The organism is Pseudomonas sp. HP_08, from assembly GCF_055284095.1.
In genome coordinates, this window is the sequence record NZ_JBTOQC010000012.1 from 292,954 (window position 1) to 310,405 (window position 17,452).

A 17,452-nucleotide genomic window follows, 5' to 3' on the forward strand; every position below is an offset into this window, starting at 1 on the left:
CCATGAACATCATCAATGCCCGCCTGCGCGGCAAGACCGGCCTGTATCGTCTGGAGCTCGACGCTGGAAAGATCAAGGCCATCGTCGCTCAGGCAGACGTGATCAAAGCACTCAATGCGGCTGATCTGGACGCCGGACAGAACCTGGTGACGGCGCCCTTTGTCGAGCCACACATTCATCTGGACGCCACGCTGACGGCCGGAGAACCCAGCTGGAACATGAGCGGCACGCTGTTCGAGGGCATCGAACGCTGGGCCGAGCGCAAGGCACTGGTGACCCATGAAGACACCAAGGTGCGCGCGCGCAAGACCATCGACATGCTGGTCGATCACGGCATTCAGCATGTGCGCACCCACGTCGATGTCACCGACCCCAGCCTGGCGGCGCTCAGGTCGATGCTTGAAGTCCGCGACGAAACCCGCCACCTGATCGACCTGCAAATCGTCGCGTTTCCTCAGGAAGGCATCGAGTCGTTCAACAATGGCCGGGCCTTGATGACCGAGGCGGTGGCGCTGGGCGCCGATGTGGTGGGCGGTATTCCACACTTTGAAAACACCCGGGCGCAGGGCGAATCGTCAGTGAAATTCCTGATGGACCTGGCCGAGCGCACCGGCTGCCTGGTGGATGTGCATTGCGATGAAACCGACGATCCGCAGTCGCGCTTTCTTGAAGTGCTGGCCGAGGAGGCGAGGGCGCGCGACATGGGCGAGCGGGTCACTGCCAGCCATACCGTGGCCATGGGTTCTTACGACAACGCCTATTGCTACAAGCTGTTCCGCCTGCTCAAACAGTCGCGGATCAACTTCATTTCCTGCCCGACCGAAAGCATCCACTTGCAAGGGCGTTATGACGGTTACCCCAAGCGTCGCGGGCTGACCCGAGTCGCCGAAATCGACCGCGCCGGCATGAACATCTGCTTTGGCCAGGATTCCATCGTCGACCCTTGGTATCCATTGGGTAACGGCAACATTCTGCGCATCCTCGAGGCGGGGCTGCACATCTGCCACATGCTCGGTTATGAAGACCTGCAGCGCTGCCTGGACCTGATCACCGACAACAGCGCCCGCACCTTGCACCTGGGTGAACGCTACGGGCTGGAGGTCGGTCGCCCGGCCAACCTGCTGATCCTTTCCGCCGCGGACGACTACGAGATGATCCGCAGCCAGGGCCAGGTGTTGATGTCGATCCGCGCGGGCAAAGTGATCATGCAGCGCAGCCCGGCGCGGGTCGAGCGCATGACCGGTTAAGCGCTGGCCAGCAGGTTCTGCACTTCGGCAAGCGCCGGCGCATAAGCCCCAGCGCGTGTGCAGGCGACCGACGCGCAGGCAGCGGCGAATTTCAGCCGCTGCCGTGGCGCATCGATGCCGAGCAGGCCCGAGGCCAGCCAGCCGGCCATGCTCGCGTCACCCGCACCGACGGTATCGCCGACCTCGACCGCAATGGCCGCTTGTTCATAGACCTCGTCACCGGCATACAGCACCAGGCCACGTTCGCCTCGGGTAAAGAGAATGTCGGCAGCGGGATTCAGCAGCCGCAGCGCGGCCAGCGCCTGACGTTCATCAAGCCCCGGATACAAATGCTTGAGGTCCTCATCCGATAATTTGAGCGTATCGGCCAGTTGCACCATCGTCGGGAAGGTCTGTTGCCGAAAGTCATCGTCCATCAGGTTGCGCCAGTTAGGGTCGTAACTGATGTGCTTGCCCGCGCGCTTTGCCGTCTGGGCCACTTGCACAAGCCGCGTTGCCAGCGGCTGGCGCGCCAGGCTGATACAACTGAAATGGCAGATTTGCGCGGCTTCCAGCCAGCCGTCAGGCAGTTTTTCGGCATCAAAATGCAGATCGGCCTCGCCGGCGAAGAAATAGCGGGGCGGTCGACTGGATGGCACGACCGCAACCAGTGGATCGGCGTCCACTCGCTGGAGAAAGCGCATGTCGAGCCCGGCAACGTGCGACTGCCGGGCAATTTCATCGCCTAAAGAGTCAGTGCTGATCGCGCCGGCGAAGGCGCTGCTCACCCCCAGCCGGCTCAAGGCACGCGCCACATTCCACGGCGCGCCGCCAGGGTAACTGCGCCAATGCCCCGGTTCGCTTTGCACGATGTCGGTCAGTGCTTCGCCAAATACGGCGACGCTTGGCAAGTCCATTTTCAATTTCCTTGGTTCATGCGATTTGAAGGCTCAGCGCCAGGGTTTCGTCTGAAGCGTCACTGGCCACCCAGACCGTATAGTCTCCAGGCGCGATGACCAGGCGTCCATCCTGATAGCGCGCCAGAATCCGCGATTCCAGCAGCACATCCACCAAGGCCTGTTCACCGGCCAGCAGAAAGACTTTCTGAAAACCGGCCAGGCGCTTGGCAAAGCCGTCTTCACCGGCTTTGGCCACATAAACCTGCAGCACCTTCGCGCCGGCGTGCTCGCCGGTATTTTTCACGGTGGCGGACACCTGATAATGCGTACCGGACGTAATGTAGGCGTCGCGGGTTTCAAAGCGGGTATAGGACAGCCCGAAACCGAACGGGAACAACGGTTCAAGGCCTTCACGCGCATACCAGCGATAGCCGACGTCCGAGCCTTCGATGTCGTAGTCGATCGGGATGATCTTGCCCTTGCGTGGCATGCCGGGATTGGAGGTCGTGGTCTGCGGGTCGATCTGCTCCGGGCGCGGCAGCTGTGCTTCGCTGGCCGGGAAGGTGAGCGGCAAGCGGCCTGACGGGTTGACCCGACCGAACAACACGCCGGCGATGGCCGGTGCGCCACCGGAACCCGGATACCAGGCGGCCAGCACGCCGGCAACGGTATCGAGCCAGGGCATCAGCACCGGGCCGCCGCTTTGCAGCACGACGATGGTGTTGCTATTGGCCTGGCTGAGCGCCTCGATCAAGGCGTCCTGCCCGTCTGGAAGGCCCAGGCCTTCAGCGTCCAGCCCCTCGGAGCGCCATTCCTGGGCAACGATGATGACCGCCGTCGAGATCCGCGCCTGGGCAACGGCCCGCTCAACGTCTGTGCCGTCAAGAAAATCGACCTGTTGCGCGCCGCTTTCTTCCTTGATGGCCTGCACCAGCGAAGAGGGCTGATACACCTTGTTGACCTGTACGCCCATCATGTCCAGGCCCGGCAGCGACACGCTGCCCACCGGCGTGACCGACGATGACCCGCCGCCGCACAGCACGCCATGATCGGCATGCGCGCCAATCACCAGCAAGCGCTGCGCCCGCTGCGGCAGCGGCAATGCCTGGCCGGCATTCTTGAGCAGCACGATGCCTTGCTCGGCCTGCCGCTGGGCGATCAGCTTGTGCAGGCTGTAGTCGACAGGAAATGCCGGCGCCGTGGAGTCATCCAGCGCGCCGACCGCAATCAGGCTGCGCAGGATACGGGTGACCATGTCATCGATACGCGCTTGCGAAACCTGTCCGCTGGCCACCGCCTGGCGCAGCGCTTCACCGAAATAATGTGCGTCATCCAGATTGGCGCCCGACTGCACATCCAGCCCGGCCAGCACGGCCTTGACGGTGGAATGGGTCGCGCCCCAATCAGACATCACCCAGCCTGGGTAAGCCCATTGGCCTTTGAGCACGGTGTTGAGCAGGTAAGCGTTCTCGCAGGCATAGTCGCCATTGATCAGGTTGTAGCCCGGCATGACCGAGCCGGGCTGGCCGGTTTCGATAGCGATCTGAAAGGCCAGCAAGTCCGACTCATGCAGCGTGGCTTCGCTCATGGTCGAGCTGACCATGACCCTGCCGGTTTCCTGGGCATTGGCCACAAAATGTTTGACGGTCGAAACGACTTTTTGCGACTGGATGCCCGCCACGGAATTGCCAGCCAGCACGCCGGTCAGCAGCGGGTCTTCCGAGATGTACTCGAAGTTGCGCCCGCCACGCGGCTCGCGAATCAGGTTGGCACCGCCCGCCAGCTGCACATTGAAGCCTTTCTGCCGCGCTTCGCGGCCCACCAGTGCGCCGGACTCATAGGCCAGCTCGGGATTGAACGTGGCCCCGAGCAGCAAGGAGCTGGGCAGGGCGGTGGCGTGATCGCCCGGCCTGACATTGCCCAGGTTGCCGACGCCCAGACTGGCGTCGGACTGCTGCATGGCCGGGATTCCCAGGCGAGGAATGGCCGGGTAAAACGCGGCGGAACCCAAGGCACCCTCGGGCTTGTCGGTGCCCATCACCGGTATCGCCATCGGCCCGGAGATCCAGGAAAACTTCTCGTCCTGAGTCATCTGCGCCACCAGCTCGCGGGCGCGCTCGTCAGGTGTTGGCGGGATGTCGTGCAGAAGGCTGTCGCGGGTATTGACGTCACTCATTGCGGTCACCAGTAGCGGGTAGTCAATTTCTGAGTGGCGTCTGGCGTGTGGGTTCCAAGACTTTGGGCAGGGATTGAAAGTCTGTAGAAAAGAAAAGGCGCTCCGTAGAGCGCCTCTTGTGCTTATTGCACGTTTGCTGATGACCCGTTACTGCAAGCTGACGGTTTCAGGATCGGGCTTCGATGAGCCACCGATCTCGATACGCCGCGGCTTGGCTTCTTCGGGCACCACGCGCAGCAGGTCAATGCTCAGCAAGCCGTTGGTCAGCGATGCGCCCTGGACTTCGATGTGATCGGCCAGACGGAACGACAACCGGAATGCACGCTGGGCAATGCCCTGGTGCAGGTAGGTGACTGCTTTTTCGGATTCACGCTTGCCACCGGAAACGGTCAGCACGCCTTTCTCGACCTGAATGTCCATGTCCTGCTCGGTCAAACCGGCGGCAGCGATCACGATTCGGTACTGGTTGTCACCGTGCTTTTCGACGTTATGAGGCGGATAGGCATTCCCGGTCTCGCTGCGCAGCGTCGACTCGAACAGATCGTTGAAGCGATCGAAGCCAACGGACTGACGGAACAGTGGGGCCAGCGAAAGAGTAGTAGCCATTGCGAAATCTCCTGAGGTTCTCCAAGTGATTCAAGACGTGACCCGTTTTCGGCATCACGTAATCCCGTATTTAGGATCGAGAAAACAGGTTTCAAGAGCGCGTGTGAAAATTTTTTTCAGGGCTTGGGCTAATGCCGATAGAGCAGTAATGCTGGACGCAGTAACGTCCGATAAGGAAACTTGCCGCTCGATCCAGAACCTGCAAGCGCGTTGGAAACCAGCATGAACCTCAAGCAGCTAGAAGCGTTCAAGGCCATCATGGCCACCGGCTCGACCATTGGCGCCGCGACCCGGATGGGGCTGTCGCAATCGGCGGTCAGTCGTTTGCTCAGCCAGTTTGAAGAGGCCTTGGGGTTTGCCTTGTTTCTGCGGCGCAAGGGGCGTCTGACGGCGACGCCCGAGGCCGAGGAGTTGCTGCATGAGGTCGATACGCTGGTCGACAACATGCAGCGTGTCGAGCGCCTGGCCGGAGAGCTGCGACTGGGGCGTTCGGCGCGCAGTCTGTTGCGCGTCGCGGTGCCGACCAGCATGGCGCAGCACCTGTTGCCCAGGATCATTGCCGAGTTCCTGCGCGACCGTGAGGACACGGTTGTCGAGTTGCTGACAGGCTCTTACGACGCTCTGGAGCGGGCGGTGCTGGACCGTTCTGCAGACTTTGCCTTTGTACGCCTGCCCACCGAACAGCAGGATTTCGACATCATTCCCGTGCTTGAAACCGAGGGCGTCTGCGTGATGCCGCGTGGTCATGCGCTGTGCGACAAAGAGGTCATTACACCCGAAGATTTGCGCGATACACCGCTGGTGCTGTTGGGGCGGCAGCGCAACCTGCGCAACGAGCTGGACCAGGTATTTCGAGCGGCTCATATCACCCCGAACGTGCGGGTAGAGGTGCATGCGGTCAGCGGTGCGTGTGCATTGGTGGCGGAGGGGATCGGGGTTTCGATCATCAATGGCCTGCTGGCCAGTGATTTTTCTTATCTGCCCATCGAGCGGCGCCCGTTCAGGCCCGTGCTGCCTTACGCCTTTGGCCTTGCCTGGCGTAACGATGTGCCGCGATCACGGGTGGCCAGCGCATTTGCCGAGTTGCTCAGGCAGCGCCTGCTGGAGTCGATGAGTCGCGGTTAGCCGGCATGGCGGCCAGGGAATGATCCAAGGCCATTCCCTGGCCGGGCGGCTTACCAGAGGTTGACGGTGTACGTCAGATACAGCCGGTTGTTGTCCCGGTCGCTGGCGTAGGTAGAGCGCGAATTGGCGTAACGGTATTCGGCCCCCAGCCCTTTCAGCGCCCCATCCGGCAGTACATATTTGATGCTGCTATTGGTCTCGTGCTCGCGGGCCACGGTGCCGCGATATTCACCATGATCACCTTTGTAATAGCGCGCCATGAAACTCAGCCCCGGCACGCCCAACGCCGAAAAATCATAGTCATAACGCAACATCCAGGTCTGTTCACCGGCCTGGATGAATTTGCCGACGCCGGCATTGCTGAACGAGTAGACGGTGCTGACGCTGGTATAGGGCAGGGCAGTGTCGCCAAACAGTTTCTGGTAACCCAGGCCTACGGCATGGCCGCCCAGGCGATAGGTGAACAAGCCGCTGAACATGTCGCTATCGATTGCGCCGTTGCGTGCAGCTCCGCTGTCGCGGCTGTTGAAATAGCGCAAGTCGCTGGTCAACTTGCCGGGGCCGATCGGCAGGCTGTGCACCAGGCCGAGAAAATGCTGGCGATAGAACTCGCGCATTTCACCGTAGTAATAGCTGGCGCTGAGGTTCTTGTTGAAGGTGTAAGTGGCGCCGGCGAAGTCGAAATCCGTGCCTTGGGCGCCGCTGTAGCCCTGAGGAAAAATATCCACGCTGTCGGTCGAGTTCCGCGCCTTGAGCTTGTCCAGATGACCGGCGTTGAGGTACAGCTTGTCGATGCCGGTGTATTCCACCTGGGTTCCCTGAAAGGTCTGCGGCAGCAAGCGACCATCGTTGTAGACCAGCACTGGAATCCTGGGCAGCAGCGTGCCGGTCTTGATCAAGGCATCGCCCCAACGAATTTTGGCGGTGAGTCCGGCGCTGGAAAAGTCATCGGCGGCGCGGCCGTCATCATGCACCGGCAACAGGCCGGTGCCCGCATGTTCAGCGCTTGAGTCAAGCTTGAACCCTGCAAGCACCAGGGCGTCGAGGCCAAAACCTACTGTGCCTTCAGTAAAGCCCGAACGCAGATTGAGCAATAAACCCTGCGCCCATTCCCGACGGTCGTTGCCACCGTCACGGTAATCATCGTTGAAGTAATAGTTACGTATATTGAGCGTGCCGTGCGCGTCTTCGATAAAGCCCTGAGACTCGGCAGACGGACAAACAACAATCAATACACTGGCACACGCCAGCGAGGCGCTGGATAGACGTTCACGCATAAAGAGTCCTTGGCTGGATATTATGTTATTGGCAGCAAACAGGCGTGCGGATGAAGGGGCACGAGGCCTTTGAAATCGGTGCGCGAGGGCTGGAGAAGTGCGCTTCTCGGCGGACAGTAGCGGGCAGTGAACGGCCGCGCAATCTTATGACAAGGGTGCATTGCCCTATGCAATTAGTTCATCTTCAACAGGCCGGTTTAATCACTTGACGCATAGGGCAATCGAAATTCTTCATAGCGTTGTGAGCGCAGGATGTTTGAACTACTGTCTCGCTCGTTGCCAGGCGCAACACTAAAAACAATATGAAAACAGCGTGACGCCCGTTGTTATATTTCTCGTGTTAATCGAGGTCTGATCGGACACCGCGCTGTTTTCCCTTCGTGCTTCATGTTTGCGTGAACGCACGTTGCCTTCTGCCACAACCTGCACGCCCAGGCGCGCTTTGATCAGGGCCATTTAATGTCCGAACTCACCCGACACTCTGCAGTTGCAAGCACCGGCGAACCGCTTCAGGCCCAGCCCAGGCAACTCAACCCCTCGTTGATCCTGCTGGCCATCGTTTTTCTTGCATTGATCGTCACTTACCTAATCGACTCCGGCCAGTTCCAGCGCACCGGCATTGCCGTAGTGCCGGGGTCTTATACGACGCTTGAAAAAGAGACGTCGCCTGCCCAGTTATTTGCCCTGGAGGCGCGCACAAAAGACAGCGGGCAGGCACGGCCGGTGTCGCTGATCGAGGCGGTCATGGCCATTCCACAGGGCATTGAGAAGCGCGCCGGCCTGATTTTCATGGTGCTGTTCATTGGTGGCATGTTCGGTGTCTTGAACAAGGCGAAAGTGATCGATGCCGGGCTGGAGCGACTGCTGGGCCTGACACGCGGCAATATCCATGTGTTGGTGCCTTGCCTGATGCTGGTGTTCTCGGCCGGCAGTACCTTCATGGGGCTGGCCAAGGAGTTCATCCTCATCGTGCCCTTGATGGTGGCGATGACCACACGGCTGGGCTTGCCCAATATCATTGGCCTGGCGATCGTGGCCATCTCGGTGAAGATCGGCTACCTGGGCTCGATCACCAACCCGATCGCTCTGGCGGTGGCTCAGCCGCTGGTGGGCGTGCCGATGTTCAGTGGCTTGAGCATGCGCGTGACGGCCTATGTGATCTTTCTGTTGACCGGCATTGCGTTCGTGCTCTACAGCATTCGCCGCCTGGGCTTTGATGCCAGCGCAGAGTTTGCCTTCGAGAAAACCCGGCTGCCCTTGCGGCACGCCATCAACTTGCTGATCCTGGCCGTCGGTGTCGGTTTTCTGGTGTATGCCTCGAACCGTTGGCACTGGAAGTACCCGGAACTCTCTTCCTATTACCTGGCCTTGAGCGCGGTGTTTGCTGTCGTCGCAGGCCTGGGCGCCAGTGAGGCGGCGGGGGCGTTCATCGAGGGCATGAAGAAAGTGCTGATGGCCGGCGTGCTGATTGGCCTGGCAACGGCGGTAGAGATCATCCTCAGCACCGGCCAGGTGCTCGACACGATCGTGCATAGCCTGTCGAACCTGATCGGCGACCACGGTCCGCTGGTTTCTGCCTACGGCATGTTCTTCGCCCAGTTGAGCCTGGATGTGGTGATTCCTTCGACCTCTGGCCAGGCCGCTGTAACGATGCCGATCTTCGGCCCGCTGGGCCAGCTTTCCGGGGTCAGCCCGCAAAGTACGGTGTTTGCCTTCCTGCTGGGCAATGGCCTGACCAACCTGATCACGCCGACCTCCAGTGGTTTGTTGGTGTTGCTCGCGACAGCCAACGTCGGCTGGGGACAGTGGGCCCGCTTCATCTGGCCGCTGTTTGTCATCTTTGCGGTGATTGCCCTGGGCCTTCTGACGTTCGCGGTCAGTTCGGGCTACTGAGTCTTTTTTACCCTTCGCTATTCGAGCACCCGGCGTATGCAAATCATTCGAAACATTGAAGTGCCCATGCGGGACGGTATCTGCCTGGCCACCGATATTTACTTTCCCGACGACCTTACCCAGCCAAAGCCTGTGGTGATAGAGCGCACTCCGTATGACAAGTCCAGACCTTCGCGTTCCGAGAAACAACTGGACGGGCGCCATTTGTCCCGCGAAGACATGGCCGAGGCCTTTACTTCGCGTGGCTTCATTGCGGTATTCCAGGACTGTCGCGGGCGCTACGCTTCGCAGGGCGAGTTCGTCAAATACATCAATGAAGCCGAGGATGGCTACGACACGCTGAGCTGGCTGGTTGAACAGCGCTGGTGCAACGGCCGTGTCGGCAGTATGGGGCTGTCGTATGCGGCCCATACCCAACTGGCCATGGCCTGCCTTGCTCCACCTGGGCTGGTGACGATGGTGCTGGACTCTGGCGGGTTCGCCAATGCCTACCAATGCGGCATTCGCCAGGGCGGCGCGTTTGAACTGAAGCAGGCAACGTGGGCCTGCAAACAGGCGCGGGAGAGCCCCGCCGCCAAGGCCGACCCTTTGCTGCGCCACGCGCTGGAACAGGAAGATATCCGCGACTGGTTCGCCCGCATGCCCTGGCGTCCCGGCGAGTCGCCGCTCAGGCAGGCGCCGGAATATGAGGACTACCTGTTCGAGCAATGGCAACACGGGACGTTTGATGCGTACTGGCAACAATTGGGCCTCTATGCCGAAGGCTACTACGACCGGATCCCGGATATTCCCGTGCTGTTGATGTCCAGTTGGTATGACGCTTATGTCAGTTCTACCCTGGCCAACTACGCCGCCTTCACCAAGAACCGTAAGGCGCCGCAACGCTTGATCATGGGCCCATGGCTGCATGGCGATCGCAATATCACCCACAGCGGCAATGCCGAATTCGGGCCGGCAGCGGCCTTTGATGGCCAGGTCGGCGACAACTGGCTGACCTGTCGTTTGCATTGGTTCGAGCAGCATTTGCTCGACCCTGCGGCGGCTGTTGCGCCTGAACACCGGGTGCAGGTTTTCGTCATGGGCGGCGGCAGTGGCCGGCGCAACGAGCAGCAGCGGATCGAGCATGGCGGTTACTGGATCGACAGCCATCAGTGGCCGCTGCCGCACACCGAGACACAAACGTTGTACCTCACGGCGCAAGGCGAGCTGGTGACCGAGGCAAGCAATGTGGCGGCCGGCCAGCTTCAGTACCGCGCAGACCCCGATCATCCGGTGCCGACCATTGGCGGCGCGCTGACCTCTGGCGCGCCTGTCTTCGTGGGCGGTGCGTTTGACCAGCGTGAGTCTGCAGACTTCTTCGGTACTCAAGGCGATAACAAGCCCCTCAGCCAGCGCGCCGATGTATTGAGCTTCGCAACAGCACCCTTGACCCAGGATCTATTAGTGGCCGGGCCGGTACAGATCGAGTTGTGGGTTGAAAGCGACGGGCTCGATACCGACTTCGCCGCCAAGCTTGTCGATGTCTACCCGCCGAGTGCGGATTACCCGGAGGGCTATTGCATGAACATCACCGACGGCATCTTTCGCTGCCGTTATCGCGATGGCTGGAGCGCGCCCCGGCCCGTGGTGCCCGGTGAGCGATTCAAGGTCGTGATCGAGCCTTTCGCAACCTGCAACCTGTTCAAACAGGGACATCGACTGAGGCTGGATATTGCCAGCAGCAACTTTCCGCATTTCGATGTCAACCCCAACAGCGGCGAGCCAGAAGGACAGGCGGAGCATAAGCGCGTAGCACTGAACACGGTACACATGGGCGGGCAGGGCGCATCGAGACTGCTGTTGCGGGTACAGGCGACTAGCGGATGAAAAGCGAGCCGGTCGCGAGCAGAGCTTCCTCCCACAATGACCGCATTGTCCTTAGGCTCTGAACGTAAAGTGGCTGCGCTCGGCCATGCTGCGTTAAAAACCGGCTCGGAATGCTCATTTACAACTCGTAAACTCCGCTTCCTCGCCGCTTTTTGCCTTGCCTGACCTTCGCTCGCCGACTTTTCGTACAGAGCCTAACTGGTCGGCATTACTCAATAACCCTGATCGCGGTCGATCAGGCCGTGCAGGGCTTCGCCGCGCTGATGACGCCTGATATTGGCCAATAACCCTGCAAAGGCGCTGTGCGGTGCGGTCATTGCGCCAATGTGCGGGGTCAGCCAGATCTGCGGGTGCTGCCAGAAGCGGTGATCCGGCAAGGGCGGCTCTTCGTCGAGCACATCGAGAATGGCGTGGCTCAGTTGCCCGCACTCCAGTGCTTGAAGAAGGTCGTCTTCCTTGAGATGCCCGCCCCGGCCCAGGTTGATCAGGCTGGCGCCCTTTGGCAATGCGGCCAGTGTTCTGGCGTTCAACAGGCCGCGGGTGTCGTCGGTCAGGGGCAGCAGGCAGATGAGGATGTCGCACTGGTTGAGAAAAGGCTCGAGCTGCTCGCTGCCGGCATGGCATTGCACGCCGTCGATGCTCTTGTGCGAGCGCGCCCAGCCATGCAGCTGAAAGTTGAACGCGCGCAAGCTCTGCAACACCGCAACGCCCAGATTGCCCAGGCCCATGACGCCAACACGACGTTGCGCTGCCGGGGTCAACAGGTGGTCTTGCCAGCGTCCGGCCTGTTGTTGATGCAGGTACAGCGGGATCTGGCGGTGCAAGCTCAATACGGCGAAACATGCGTACTCGACGATGCCTTGAGCGATGCCGGGGTCGAGCATGCGTACCACCAAAATGTGTTCTGGCAGTTCGCCGAGGTCGAACTGATCGACTCCCGCCGAGGTGGCGAAGATCACCTGCAGATTCGGGAAGCGCTCATGCAGCTGTCGGGGCGGTTGCCAGGCGGCGAAATAACGCACGTGCGACGGGTCGCCGATATCTGGCCACAGGCGCACCTCGATGTCTGGCGCGTGCTGTTCGAACAGTGATTTCCAGGCGACGCCACGGGCATCGTCGACTTTGAACAGCAGTGTCATGGCATCTCTCGCAAGCGCTGTAAAGATGTTCAAACGATGCCGGATTCACACGCAACAATCTCCCGTATCACAGGCTGTGAACGGAAGATTGCGCATTATTTGCCGGCTCAGACCGCAGCAGCGATGGCCTTGCCCAGGGCTTCGGTGTTGCCTTTGCCGCCGATATCGGCGGTCAATGGCGCGTTTTCCGGCCCCATCGCCAGTACCGTTTCGATCGCCGCCAGTACCGCCGCGCCCGCCTGCGGGTGGCCCAGGTGTTCGAGCATCATCGCCCCGCACCAGATTTGCCCGATCGGGTTGGCAATGCCTTTGCCGGCGATGTCCGGCGCTGATCCGTGCACGGGTTCGAACAGGCTCGGGAAGTTGCGCTCCGGGTTGATGTTGGCCGACGGCGCGATGCCGATGGTGCCGGTACAGGCAGGGCCGAGATCGGAAAGGATGTCGCCGAACAGGTTGCTGGCGACCACCACATCGAACCAGTCCGGGTGCAGGACGAAGTTCGCCGTGAGAATGTCGATGTGGTACTTGTCGACTTTGACGTCAGGGTATTTCTTGCCCATCTCGACGACGCGTTCATCCCAGTACGGCATGGTGATGGCGATGCCGTTGGATTTGGTCGCCGAGGTGAGGTGTTTCTTCGGCCGGCTCTGCGCCAGGTCATAGGCGAACTTCAGAATGCGGTCGACGCCCACGCGGGTCATGACGGTCTCTTGCAGCACGATCTCACGGTCGGTGCCCGGAAACATCTTGCCGCCGACGCTGGAATATTCACCTTCGGTGTTCTCGCGCACGACCCAGAAGTCGATGTCGCCGGGCTTGCGATTGGCCAGTGGTGCCTTGACGCCCGGCATCAGGCGGCAAGGGCGCAGGTTGACGTACTGGTCGAATTCGCGGCGGAACTGCAACAGCGAATCCCACAGAGAAATGTGATCGGGCACGACGTCTGGCCAGCCCACCGCACCGAAGTAGATCGCATCGTAGCCCTTGAGCAGGTCGAACCAGTTGTCGGGCATCATTTTGCCGTGGGCCAGGTAGTAATCGGCGCTGGCGAAATCGAACCAGTCCCATTGCAGCGTCAGGCCGTGTTTGGCCGCCACTGCGTCGAGTACGCGCACGCCTTCGGGCATGACTTCCTTGCCGATGCCGTCGCCTGGGATCACTGCAATTTTGTACTGGGCGTTGCTCATGAATTCGACTCCTGGGATTGATGGGGATCGATTGTCAGTGTATGCAGTAGGCCTGTATTAATAATTAGTCTTGAGCGAAAGCCATTCTTAATTTTAAGGAAAGAATCCGTGGCGATGATCGATGACCTGGGTTTCTTCCAGCAGGTGGCGACGCGCGGCAGCCTCACCGAAGTCGCGCGGCACCTCGGGCTGTCGTTACCGGCGGTGAGCAAGCGCCTGAGCCAGCTTGAAGCGCGTTTGGGGGTGCAGTTGTTGCAGCGCACCACCCGGCGATTGTCGCTGACACCGGAAGGCACCTTGTACCTTGAAGGCGGGCGGCCGATCCTGCGGCAACTGGAAGAGCTGGAAAGTGCGCTCAACAGTCGGCAACCCACCTTGCAAGGCCGCTTGCGAATCAATGGCACGCTGGGTTTCGGGCGCCAGCATCTGGCGCCGGTGGTCTCCAGCTTCGCCCGATTGCACCCGGAACTGGAGCTGTCCCTGGAGCTGTCCAGCCAGCCTTCGAGCCTGCTGGATGATCAGTTCGACCTGAGCGTGTGCATGGGTGAACCGCCGGACTCGCGGCTGATCGCGGTGCGCCTGCTGGAAAATCCGCGCATCCTCTGTGCGTCGCCACAATACCTTGAGGCTATGCCTGAGCCGAAAGAGGTCGCGGATCTGGTCCGGCATAACTGCATCGTGCTGCGTCAGTTCGGCAGCGATTATGCGATCTGGCGATTCAACAAGGATGGCCAGGATTATTCGCACAAGGTCAGCGGCACCTTGTCGAGCAACGATGGAGAAGTCGCGCTGCACCTGGCGCTGGACGGGCACGGGCTGATCCTGCGTTCGCGCTGGAATGTTCAGCAATACCTTGAAAGCGGGCGCCTGCAGGCGGTGCTGAGTGATTACCAGACGCCCAGGGCGGATATCTTCGTGGTCTATCAGCATCGCCGGCATATACCGCAACGCATCTCGGTCTTCGCCCGGTACCTTGCGCAAGAGCTGGCCAGGCGCTTGCCGTTCGCAGCGCTAAAATGAGTGCGTGATCGGCAAGGACGCTATCAATTGCCCCGGAAAGACAAACATGCCTTGAGGTTATGCCATCTGTGACTATTCGTGCATTGCCCGCGGGTGTCATGCTCTTGTAACGTCGAAATGTCCCGCTCGGTCAAACAATAAAATCAAACCTGAGCAAAGCACGCTGTGCAGGGTGTTCAGTCGAGGTTTTAACGCTGCCGAATTAATCTACGCTCAGGATGATTTGCCATGAAAACCTTGTCTTTTGCTCAAGCGTTCGGTTCCGTCATTTCCCTGTTGAGTCTTTCCGTAGCGTGCGCCATGCCCGCTGTGGCCGACGAAATCGTCTTTGTGTCCCAAGGCGGCGCTTATCAGGAGGCGCAGACCAAGGCCATTCTGGACCCGGCGGCCAAGCTGTTGAACATCACCATCAAACAGGACAGCGCCCCCGATGCCTGGCCGATGGTCAAGGCTCAGGGCGAGGCGAAAAAACCGGTCTGGGACGTGATCGATACACCGCCCTCCAACTGCTTGCGCGGTGGCAAGGAAGGGCTTATCGAGCCGTTGGACCTGAGCAAGCTGCCAAACGTGCAAAACATGCCGGCGGCCTACCGCACCCCGTATTCGGTGGCGTATGAGTTCTATTCGTCGGTCATTGGCTACAACAAGAAAAACCTGAAAAAAGTCCCGCAGACCTGGGCCGAGTTCTGGGATGTAAAGAGCTTCCCCGGCGTGCGTGCCTTGCGTAACGATCCGATGAGCACGCTGGAAGCGGCGCTGTTGTCCGATGGCGTGCCTCGCGACAAGCTTTACCCGCTGGATGTCGATCGCGCCTACAAGCGCCTCGAACAGATCAAGCCGGACATCGCCGTGTGGTGGACCTCCGGTGGCCAGTCGGCGCAATTGCTCGCCGATGGCGAGGTCGACATGCTGATGATCTGGAATGGCCGCGCCAGCGCCGTGCAGAAAAGCAATCCGGACGTGGCCTTCACCTATAACGACGGCCTGCTGCAAAACACCCAGCTGTGCATCCTGAAAAACGCCCCTAACTATGCGGCGGCCGTGAAGTTCGTCAACGAGGCGGTATCGCCTGAGCTGCAAGCCAACCTGCCGCTCTACATCGACTACGGTCCGGGTAATCCTGCGGCCTTCGCCACAGGCAAAATCACCGCCGAGCGGGCCAAGGAACTGCCAAGCTCGCCGGACAACGCGGCCAGGCAAGCGCTGATGTCGGAAGAGTGGTGGGCCTCCGCCGAAGGCATCGCCGCCAAGGATCGCTGGCTCAAGTTCGTTCAGTAAGGCTGGGTGTCGGCATGATCGATTATCTGATTCTGGGCGGTGGGTCGGCCGGGTGTGCGCTGGCCGCCAGGCTCTCGGAAGACCCCGATAAACAGGTGTGCCTGATCGAGGCCGGGCGCGATATTTCCAGGCACACCATGCCGCCCGAGATACGTAGCCGTTATCCGGGGCGGGCCTATCTGGATGTCAGCAATATCTGGCAGCGCCTGACGGCCTTGATGGGCAATCGTGCAAATGCCACGCGGCGCTATGAGCAAGCGCGGATCCTCGGTGGCGGCTCGGCGATCAACGCGCTGATGACCAACCGGGGCGCGCCGGCCGACTATGACGAATGGCAGGCGCTGGGTGCCGAGGGCTGGAGCTGGCAAACGTGCCTGCCGTATTTTCGCAAACTGGAAAACGACACTGACTTCTGTGCGCCGCAGGACAAGGCGCTGCATGGCAGCGACGGCCCGGTGAGGATCCGGCGTACATCAGCGGAGCGCCTTTCGCCTTTCGTCAAAGCGGTGATGAAGGTGCTGGGCAGTCGCGGCCTTGCGCACAAGGCCGACCAGAATGGCCTTTGGGAGGAAGGCGTGTTCGTGGGCGCCATCGGCGTCAGCGAGGAGGGTGAGCGCATCCCCACATCGGTCTGTTACCTGACCGATGAGGTGCGCCGGCGCAAGAACCTGACCCTGCGTACCCACTGTGTGGTGGATCGCGTGCTGATCGAGGCCGGTCGCGCCAAGGGTGCCCGGATCATTAACGTAAAAGGGTGCGTCGAGTCCTTGAGTGCGCATGAGGTCATCGTCTGTGCCGGTGCGATCCACAGCCCGGCGGTGTTGCTGCGCAGTGGCATCGGCCCGGCGGACGACCTGGCTGCGCTGGGCATTGTCCCGGTGGCCGATCGTGCGGGAGTGGGCGCCAACCTGATGGAGCATCCTTCGATTGCGGTGTCTGCGCTGCTTAACCGCAAAGGCCGCACGGCATTTCCCGAAGAGCACCATGAGCAGGCCATCGTGCGTTTTTCCTCGGGGCTGGCAGACACGGTGCCCTGTGATATGCACGGTGCAATCCTTTCTCGATCGGGCTGGCATTCGGTGGGTTATCGATTGGGCACACTGTTTTTCTGGGTCAACAAGTCCTTTTCCCGTGGGCGCCTGCGCCTGACGTCCAGCGATCCCCATGACGAGCCGCATGTGCGCTTCGACATGCTCAGCGATGGTCGCGACCTTGAGCGGCTGAAGCAGGCATTACGCTTCGGCGCCCAGACGTTGTCGGCGCACGACTTGAGCCGCGAATGCAGCGTGGTGTTTCCATCGAGCTATTCCCCACGGGTGGCCAGGGTCGCGATGCCGGGCGCGATCAATGCCCTGCAGCGCGGTGCCTTGAGCCTGCTGCTGGACATCGCCGGTCCGTTGCGGGGCGTGCTGATTCATGGCCTGGTGACGCAGGGCGTTACCCTGAAAAAGCTGCTCGCCGATGACCAGGCGCTGACCGAATTCGTGCAGCGCAATGTCGGTGGCACCTGGCATCCGTCAGGCACCTGCCGCATGGGCCGCGCCGACGATCCACTGGCGGTGACCACGGGTGACGGTCGTGTGATCGGGGTTCAAGGGCTGCGTGTGTGTGACGCCTCGCTGATGCCGTCGATTCCCTGCGCCAACACCAACGTTCCCACCTTGATGATCGCCGAACGGATGGCCGACCTGATCAAGGCTGAGGCGCAGGTGTCGGTGCGTGCGGTCGAGGTGGCGCCTCAGCTGTAGCAACCACCTGCG

The 17,452-nt window shown here is 60.8% G+C and carries 13 protein-coding genes; 7 read left to right on the plus strand and 6 right to left on the minus strand.

The annotated features are described in order from the left end of the window. Window positions 1-2 precede the first annotated feature (2 nt). On the plus strand, window positions 3-1,247 hold the full coding sequence (gene codA, locus ACYAS9_RS12925) for a cytosine deaminase (protein ID WP_463568687.1): 1,245 nt from the start codon (window positions 3-5) through the stop codon (window positions 1,245-1,247). On the opposite strand, the gene ACYAS9_RS12930 is transcribed toward codA, so the two are convergent. The 3 genes from ACYAS9_RS12930 to ACYAS9_RS12940 all read right to left on the minus strand — a co-directional run bounded on the left by ACYAS9_RS12930 (window position 1,244) and on the right by ACYAS9_RS12940 (window position 4,907). After that, on the minus strand, window positions 1,244-2,143 hold the full coding sequence (locus tag ACYAS9_RS12930) for a carbohydrate kinase family protein (protein ID WP_463568688.1): 900 nt from the start codon (window positions 2,141-2,143) through the stop codon (window positions 1,244-1,246). The two genes, codA and ACYAS9_RS12930, sit on opposite strands and share 4 nt — an antisense overlap. A gap of 16 nt (window positions 2,144-2,159) precedes the next feature. Beyond that, window positions 2,160-4,301: a beta-glucosidase gene (locus ACYAS9_RS12935; RefSeq protein WP_463568689.1), complete on the minus strand. Its 2,142-nt coding sequence runs from the start codon at window positions 4,299-4,301 to the stop codon at window positions 2,160-2,162. A 147-nt stretch (window positions 4,302-4,448) separates the two neighbouring features. Beyond that, window positions 4,449-4,907: an Hsp20 family protein gene (locus ACYAS9_RS12940; RefSeq protein ID WP_463568690.1), complete on the minus strand. Its 459-nt coding sequence runs from the start codon at window positions 4,905-4,907 to the stop codon at window positions 4,449-4,451. Between the two features lie 222 nt (window positions 4,908-5,129). On the opposite strand from ACYAS9_RS12940, the gene ACYAS9_RS12945 reads away from it, so the two are divergent. Continuing rightward, a complete protein-coding gene (locus ACYAS9_RS12945; RefSeq protein ID WP_463568691.1) occupies window positions 5,130-6,032 on the plus strand; it encodes a LysR family transcriptional regulator in 903 nt (300 codons plus the stop codon). Window positions 6,033-6,082: 50 nt separating this feature from the next. Here the strand turns inward: ACYAS9_RS12945 and ACYAS9_RS12950 are convergent, their stop codons facing one another. Continuing rightward, window positions 6,083-7,309 (minus strand): OprD family porin, encoded by a 1,227-nt coding sequence (locus tag ACYAS9_RS12950; RefSeq protein ID WP_463568692.1) that lies wholly within the window; start codon window positions 7,307-7,309, stop codon window positions 6,083-6,085. Window positions 7,310-7,768: 459 nt separating this feature from the next. Here ACYAS9_RS12950 and ACYAS9_RS12955 point away from each other — a divergent pair, with 459 nt between their 5' ends. Both ACYAS9_RS12955 and ACYAS9_RS12960 read left to right on the plus strand, forming a co-directional pair. After that, window positions 7,769-9,202, plus strand: a complete 1,434-nt coding sequence (locus ACYAS9_RS12955; RefSeq protein ID WP_463568693.1) for a YfcC family protein — start codon at window positions 7,769-7,771, stop codon at window positions 9,200-9,202. 36 nt (window positions 9,203-9,238) lie between these two features. Continuing rightward, complete coding sequence (locus tag ACYAS9_RS12960; protein ID WP_463568694.1) at window positions 9,239-11,068, plus strand: CocE/NonD family hydrolase; 1,830 nt, start codon at window positions 9,239-9,241, stop codon at window positions 11,066-11,068. 212 nt (window positions 11,069-11,280) lie between these two features. Here ACYAS9_RS12960 and ACYAS9_RS12965 read toward each other — a convergent pair whose 3' ends face one another. Further along, window positions 11,281-12,207, minus strand: a complete 927-nt coding sequence (locus tag ACYAS9_RS12965; protein WP_463568695.1) for a 2-hydroxyacid dehydrogenase — start codon at window positions 12,205-12,207, stop codon at window positions 11,281-11,283. A gap of 107 nt (window positions 12,208-12,314) precedes the next feature. Further along, on the minus strand, window positions 12,315-13,394 hold the full coding sequence (locus ACYAS9_RS12970; RefSeq protein ID WP_463568696.1) for a tartrate dehydrogenase: 1,080 nt from the start codon (window positions 13,392-13,394) through the stop codon (window positions 12,315-12,317). A gap of 108 nt (window positions 13,395-13,502) precedes the next feature. On the opposite strand from ACYAS9_RS12970, the gene ACYAS9_RS12975 reads away from it, so the two are divergent. The 3 genes from ACYAS9_RS12975 (at window position 13,503) to ACYAS9_RS12985 (ending at window position 17,440) form a co-directional block, all read left to right on the plus strand. Continuing rightward, on the plus strand, window positions 13,503-14,414 hold the full coding sequence (locus tag ACYAS9_RS12975) for a LysR family transcriptional regulator (protein ID WP_463568697.1): 912 nt from the start codon (window positions 13,503-13,505) through the stop codon (window positions 14,412-14,414). Window positions 14,415-14,642: 228 nt separating this feature from the next. After that, on the plus strand, window positions 14,643-15,692 hold the full coding sequence (locus ACYAS9_RS12980) for an ABC transporter substrate-binding protein (RefSeq protein ID WP_463568698.1): 1,050 nt from the start codon (window positions 14,643-14,645) through the stop codon (window positions 15,690-15,692). A gap of 14 nt (window positions 15,693-15,706) precedes the next feature. Beyond that, window positions 15,707-17,440 carry a GMC family oxidoreductase gene (locus ACYAS9_RS12985; protein ID WP_463568699.1) on the plus strand — a complete coding sequence of 578 codons (1,734 nt, stop codon included), beginning with the start codon at window positions 15,707-15,709 and terminating at the stop codon, window positions 17,438-17,440. Window positions 17,441-17,452: the final 12 nt, after the last annotated feature.

Excerpts from the sequence above, each read along its gene's own strand:
- codA (WP_463568687.1), top strand. The coding sequence starts at position 3 with ATGAACATCATCAATGCCCGCCTGCGCGGCAAGACCGGCCTGTATCGT.
- ACYAS9_RS12930 (WP_463568688.1), bottom strand. The coding sequence starts at position 2,143 with ATGGACTTGCCAAGCGTCGCCGTATTTGGCGAAGCACTGACCGACATC.
- ACYAS9_RS12935 (WP_463568689.1), bottom strand. The coding sequence starts at position 4,301 with ATGAGTGACGTCAATACCCGCGACAGCCTTCTGCACGACATCCCGCCA.
- ACYAS9_RS12940 (WP_463568690.1), bottom strand. The coding sequence starts at position 4,907 with ATGGCTACTACTCTTTCGCTGGCCCCACTGTTCCGTCAGTCCGTTGGC.
- ACYAS9_RS12945 (WP_463568691.1), top strand. The coding sequence starts at position 5,130 with ATGAACCTCAAGCAGCTAGAAGCGTTCAAGGCCATCATGGCCACCGGC.
- ACYAS9_RS12950 (WP_463568692.1), bottom strand. The coding sequence starts at position 7,309 with ATGCGTGAACGTCTATCCAGCGCCTCGCTGGCGTGTGCCAGTGTATTG.
- ACYAS9_RS12955 (WP_463568693.1), top strand. The coding sequence starts at position 7,769 with ATGTCCGAACTCACCCGACACTCTGCAGTTGCAAGCACCGGCGAACCG.
- ACYAS9_RS12960 (WP_463568694.1), top strand. The coding sequence starts at position 9,239 with ATGCAAATCATTCGAAACATTGAAGTGCCCATGCGGGACGGTATCTGC.
- ACYAS9_RS12965 (WP_463568695.1), bottom strand. The coding sequence starts at position 12,207 with ATGACACTGCTGTTCAAAGTCGACGATGCCCGTGGCGTCGCCTGGAAA.
- ACYAS9_RS12970 (WP_463568696.1), bottom strand. The coding sequence starts at position 13,394 with ATGAGCAACGCCCAGTACAAAATTGCAGTGATCCCAGGCGACGGCATC.
- ACYAS9_RS12980 (WP_463568698.1), top strand. The coding sequence starts at position 14,643 with ATGAAAACCTTGTCTTTTGCTCAAGCGTTCGGTTCCGTCATTTCCCTG.
- ACYAS9_RS12985 (WP_463568699.1), top strand. The coding sequence starts at position 15,707 with ATGATCGATTATCTGATTCTGGGCGGTGGGTCGGCCGGGTGTGCGCTG.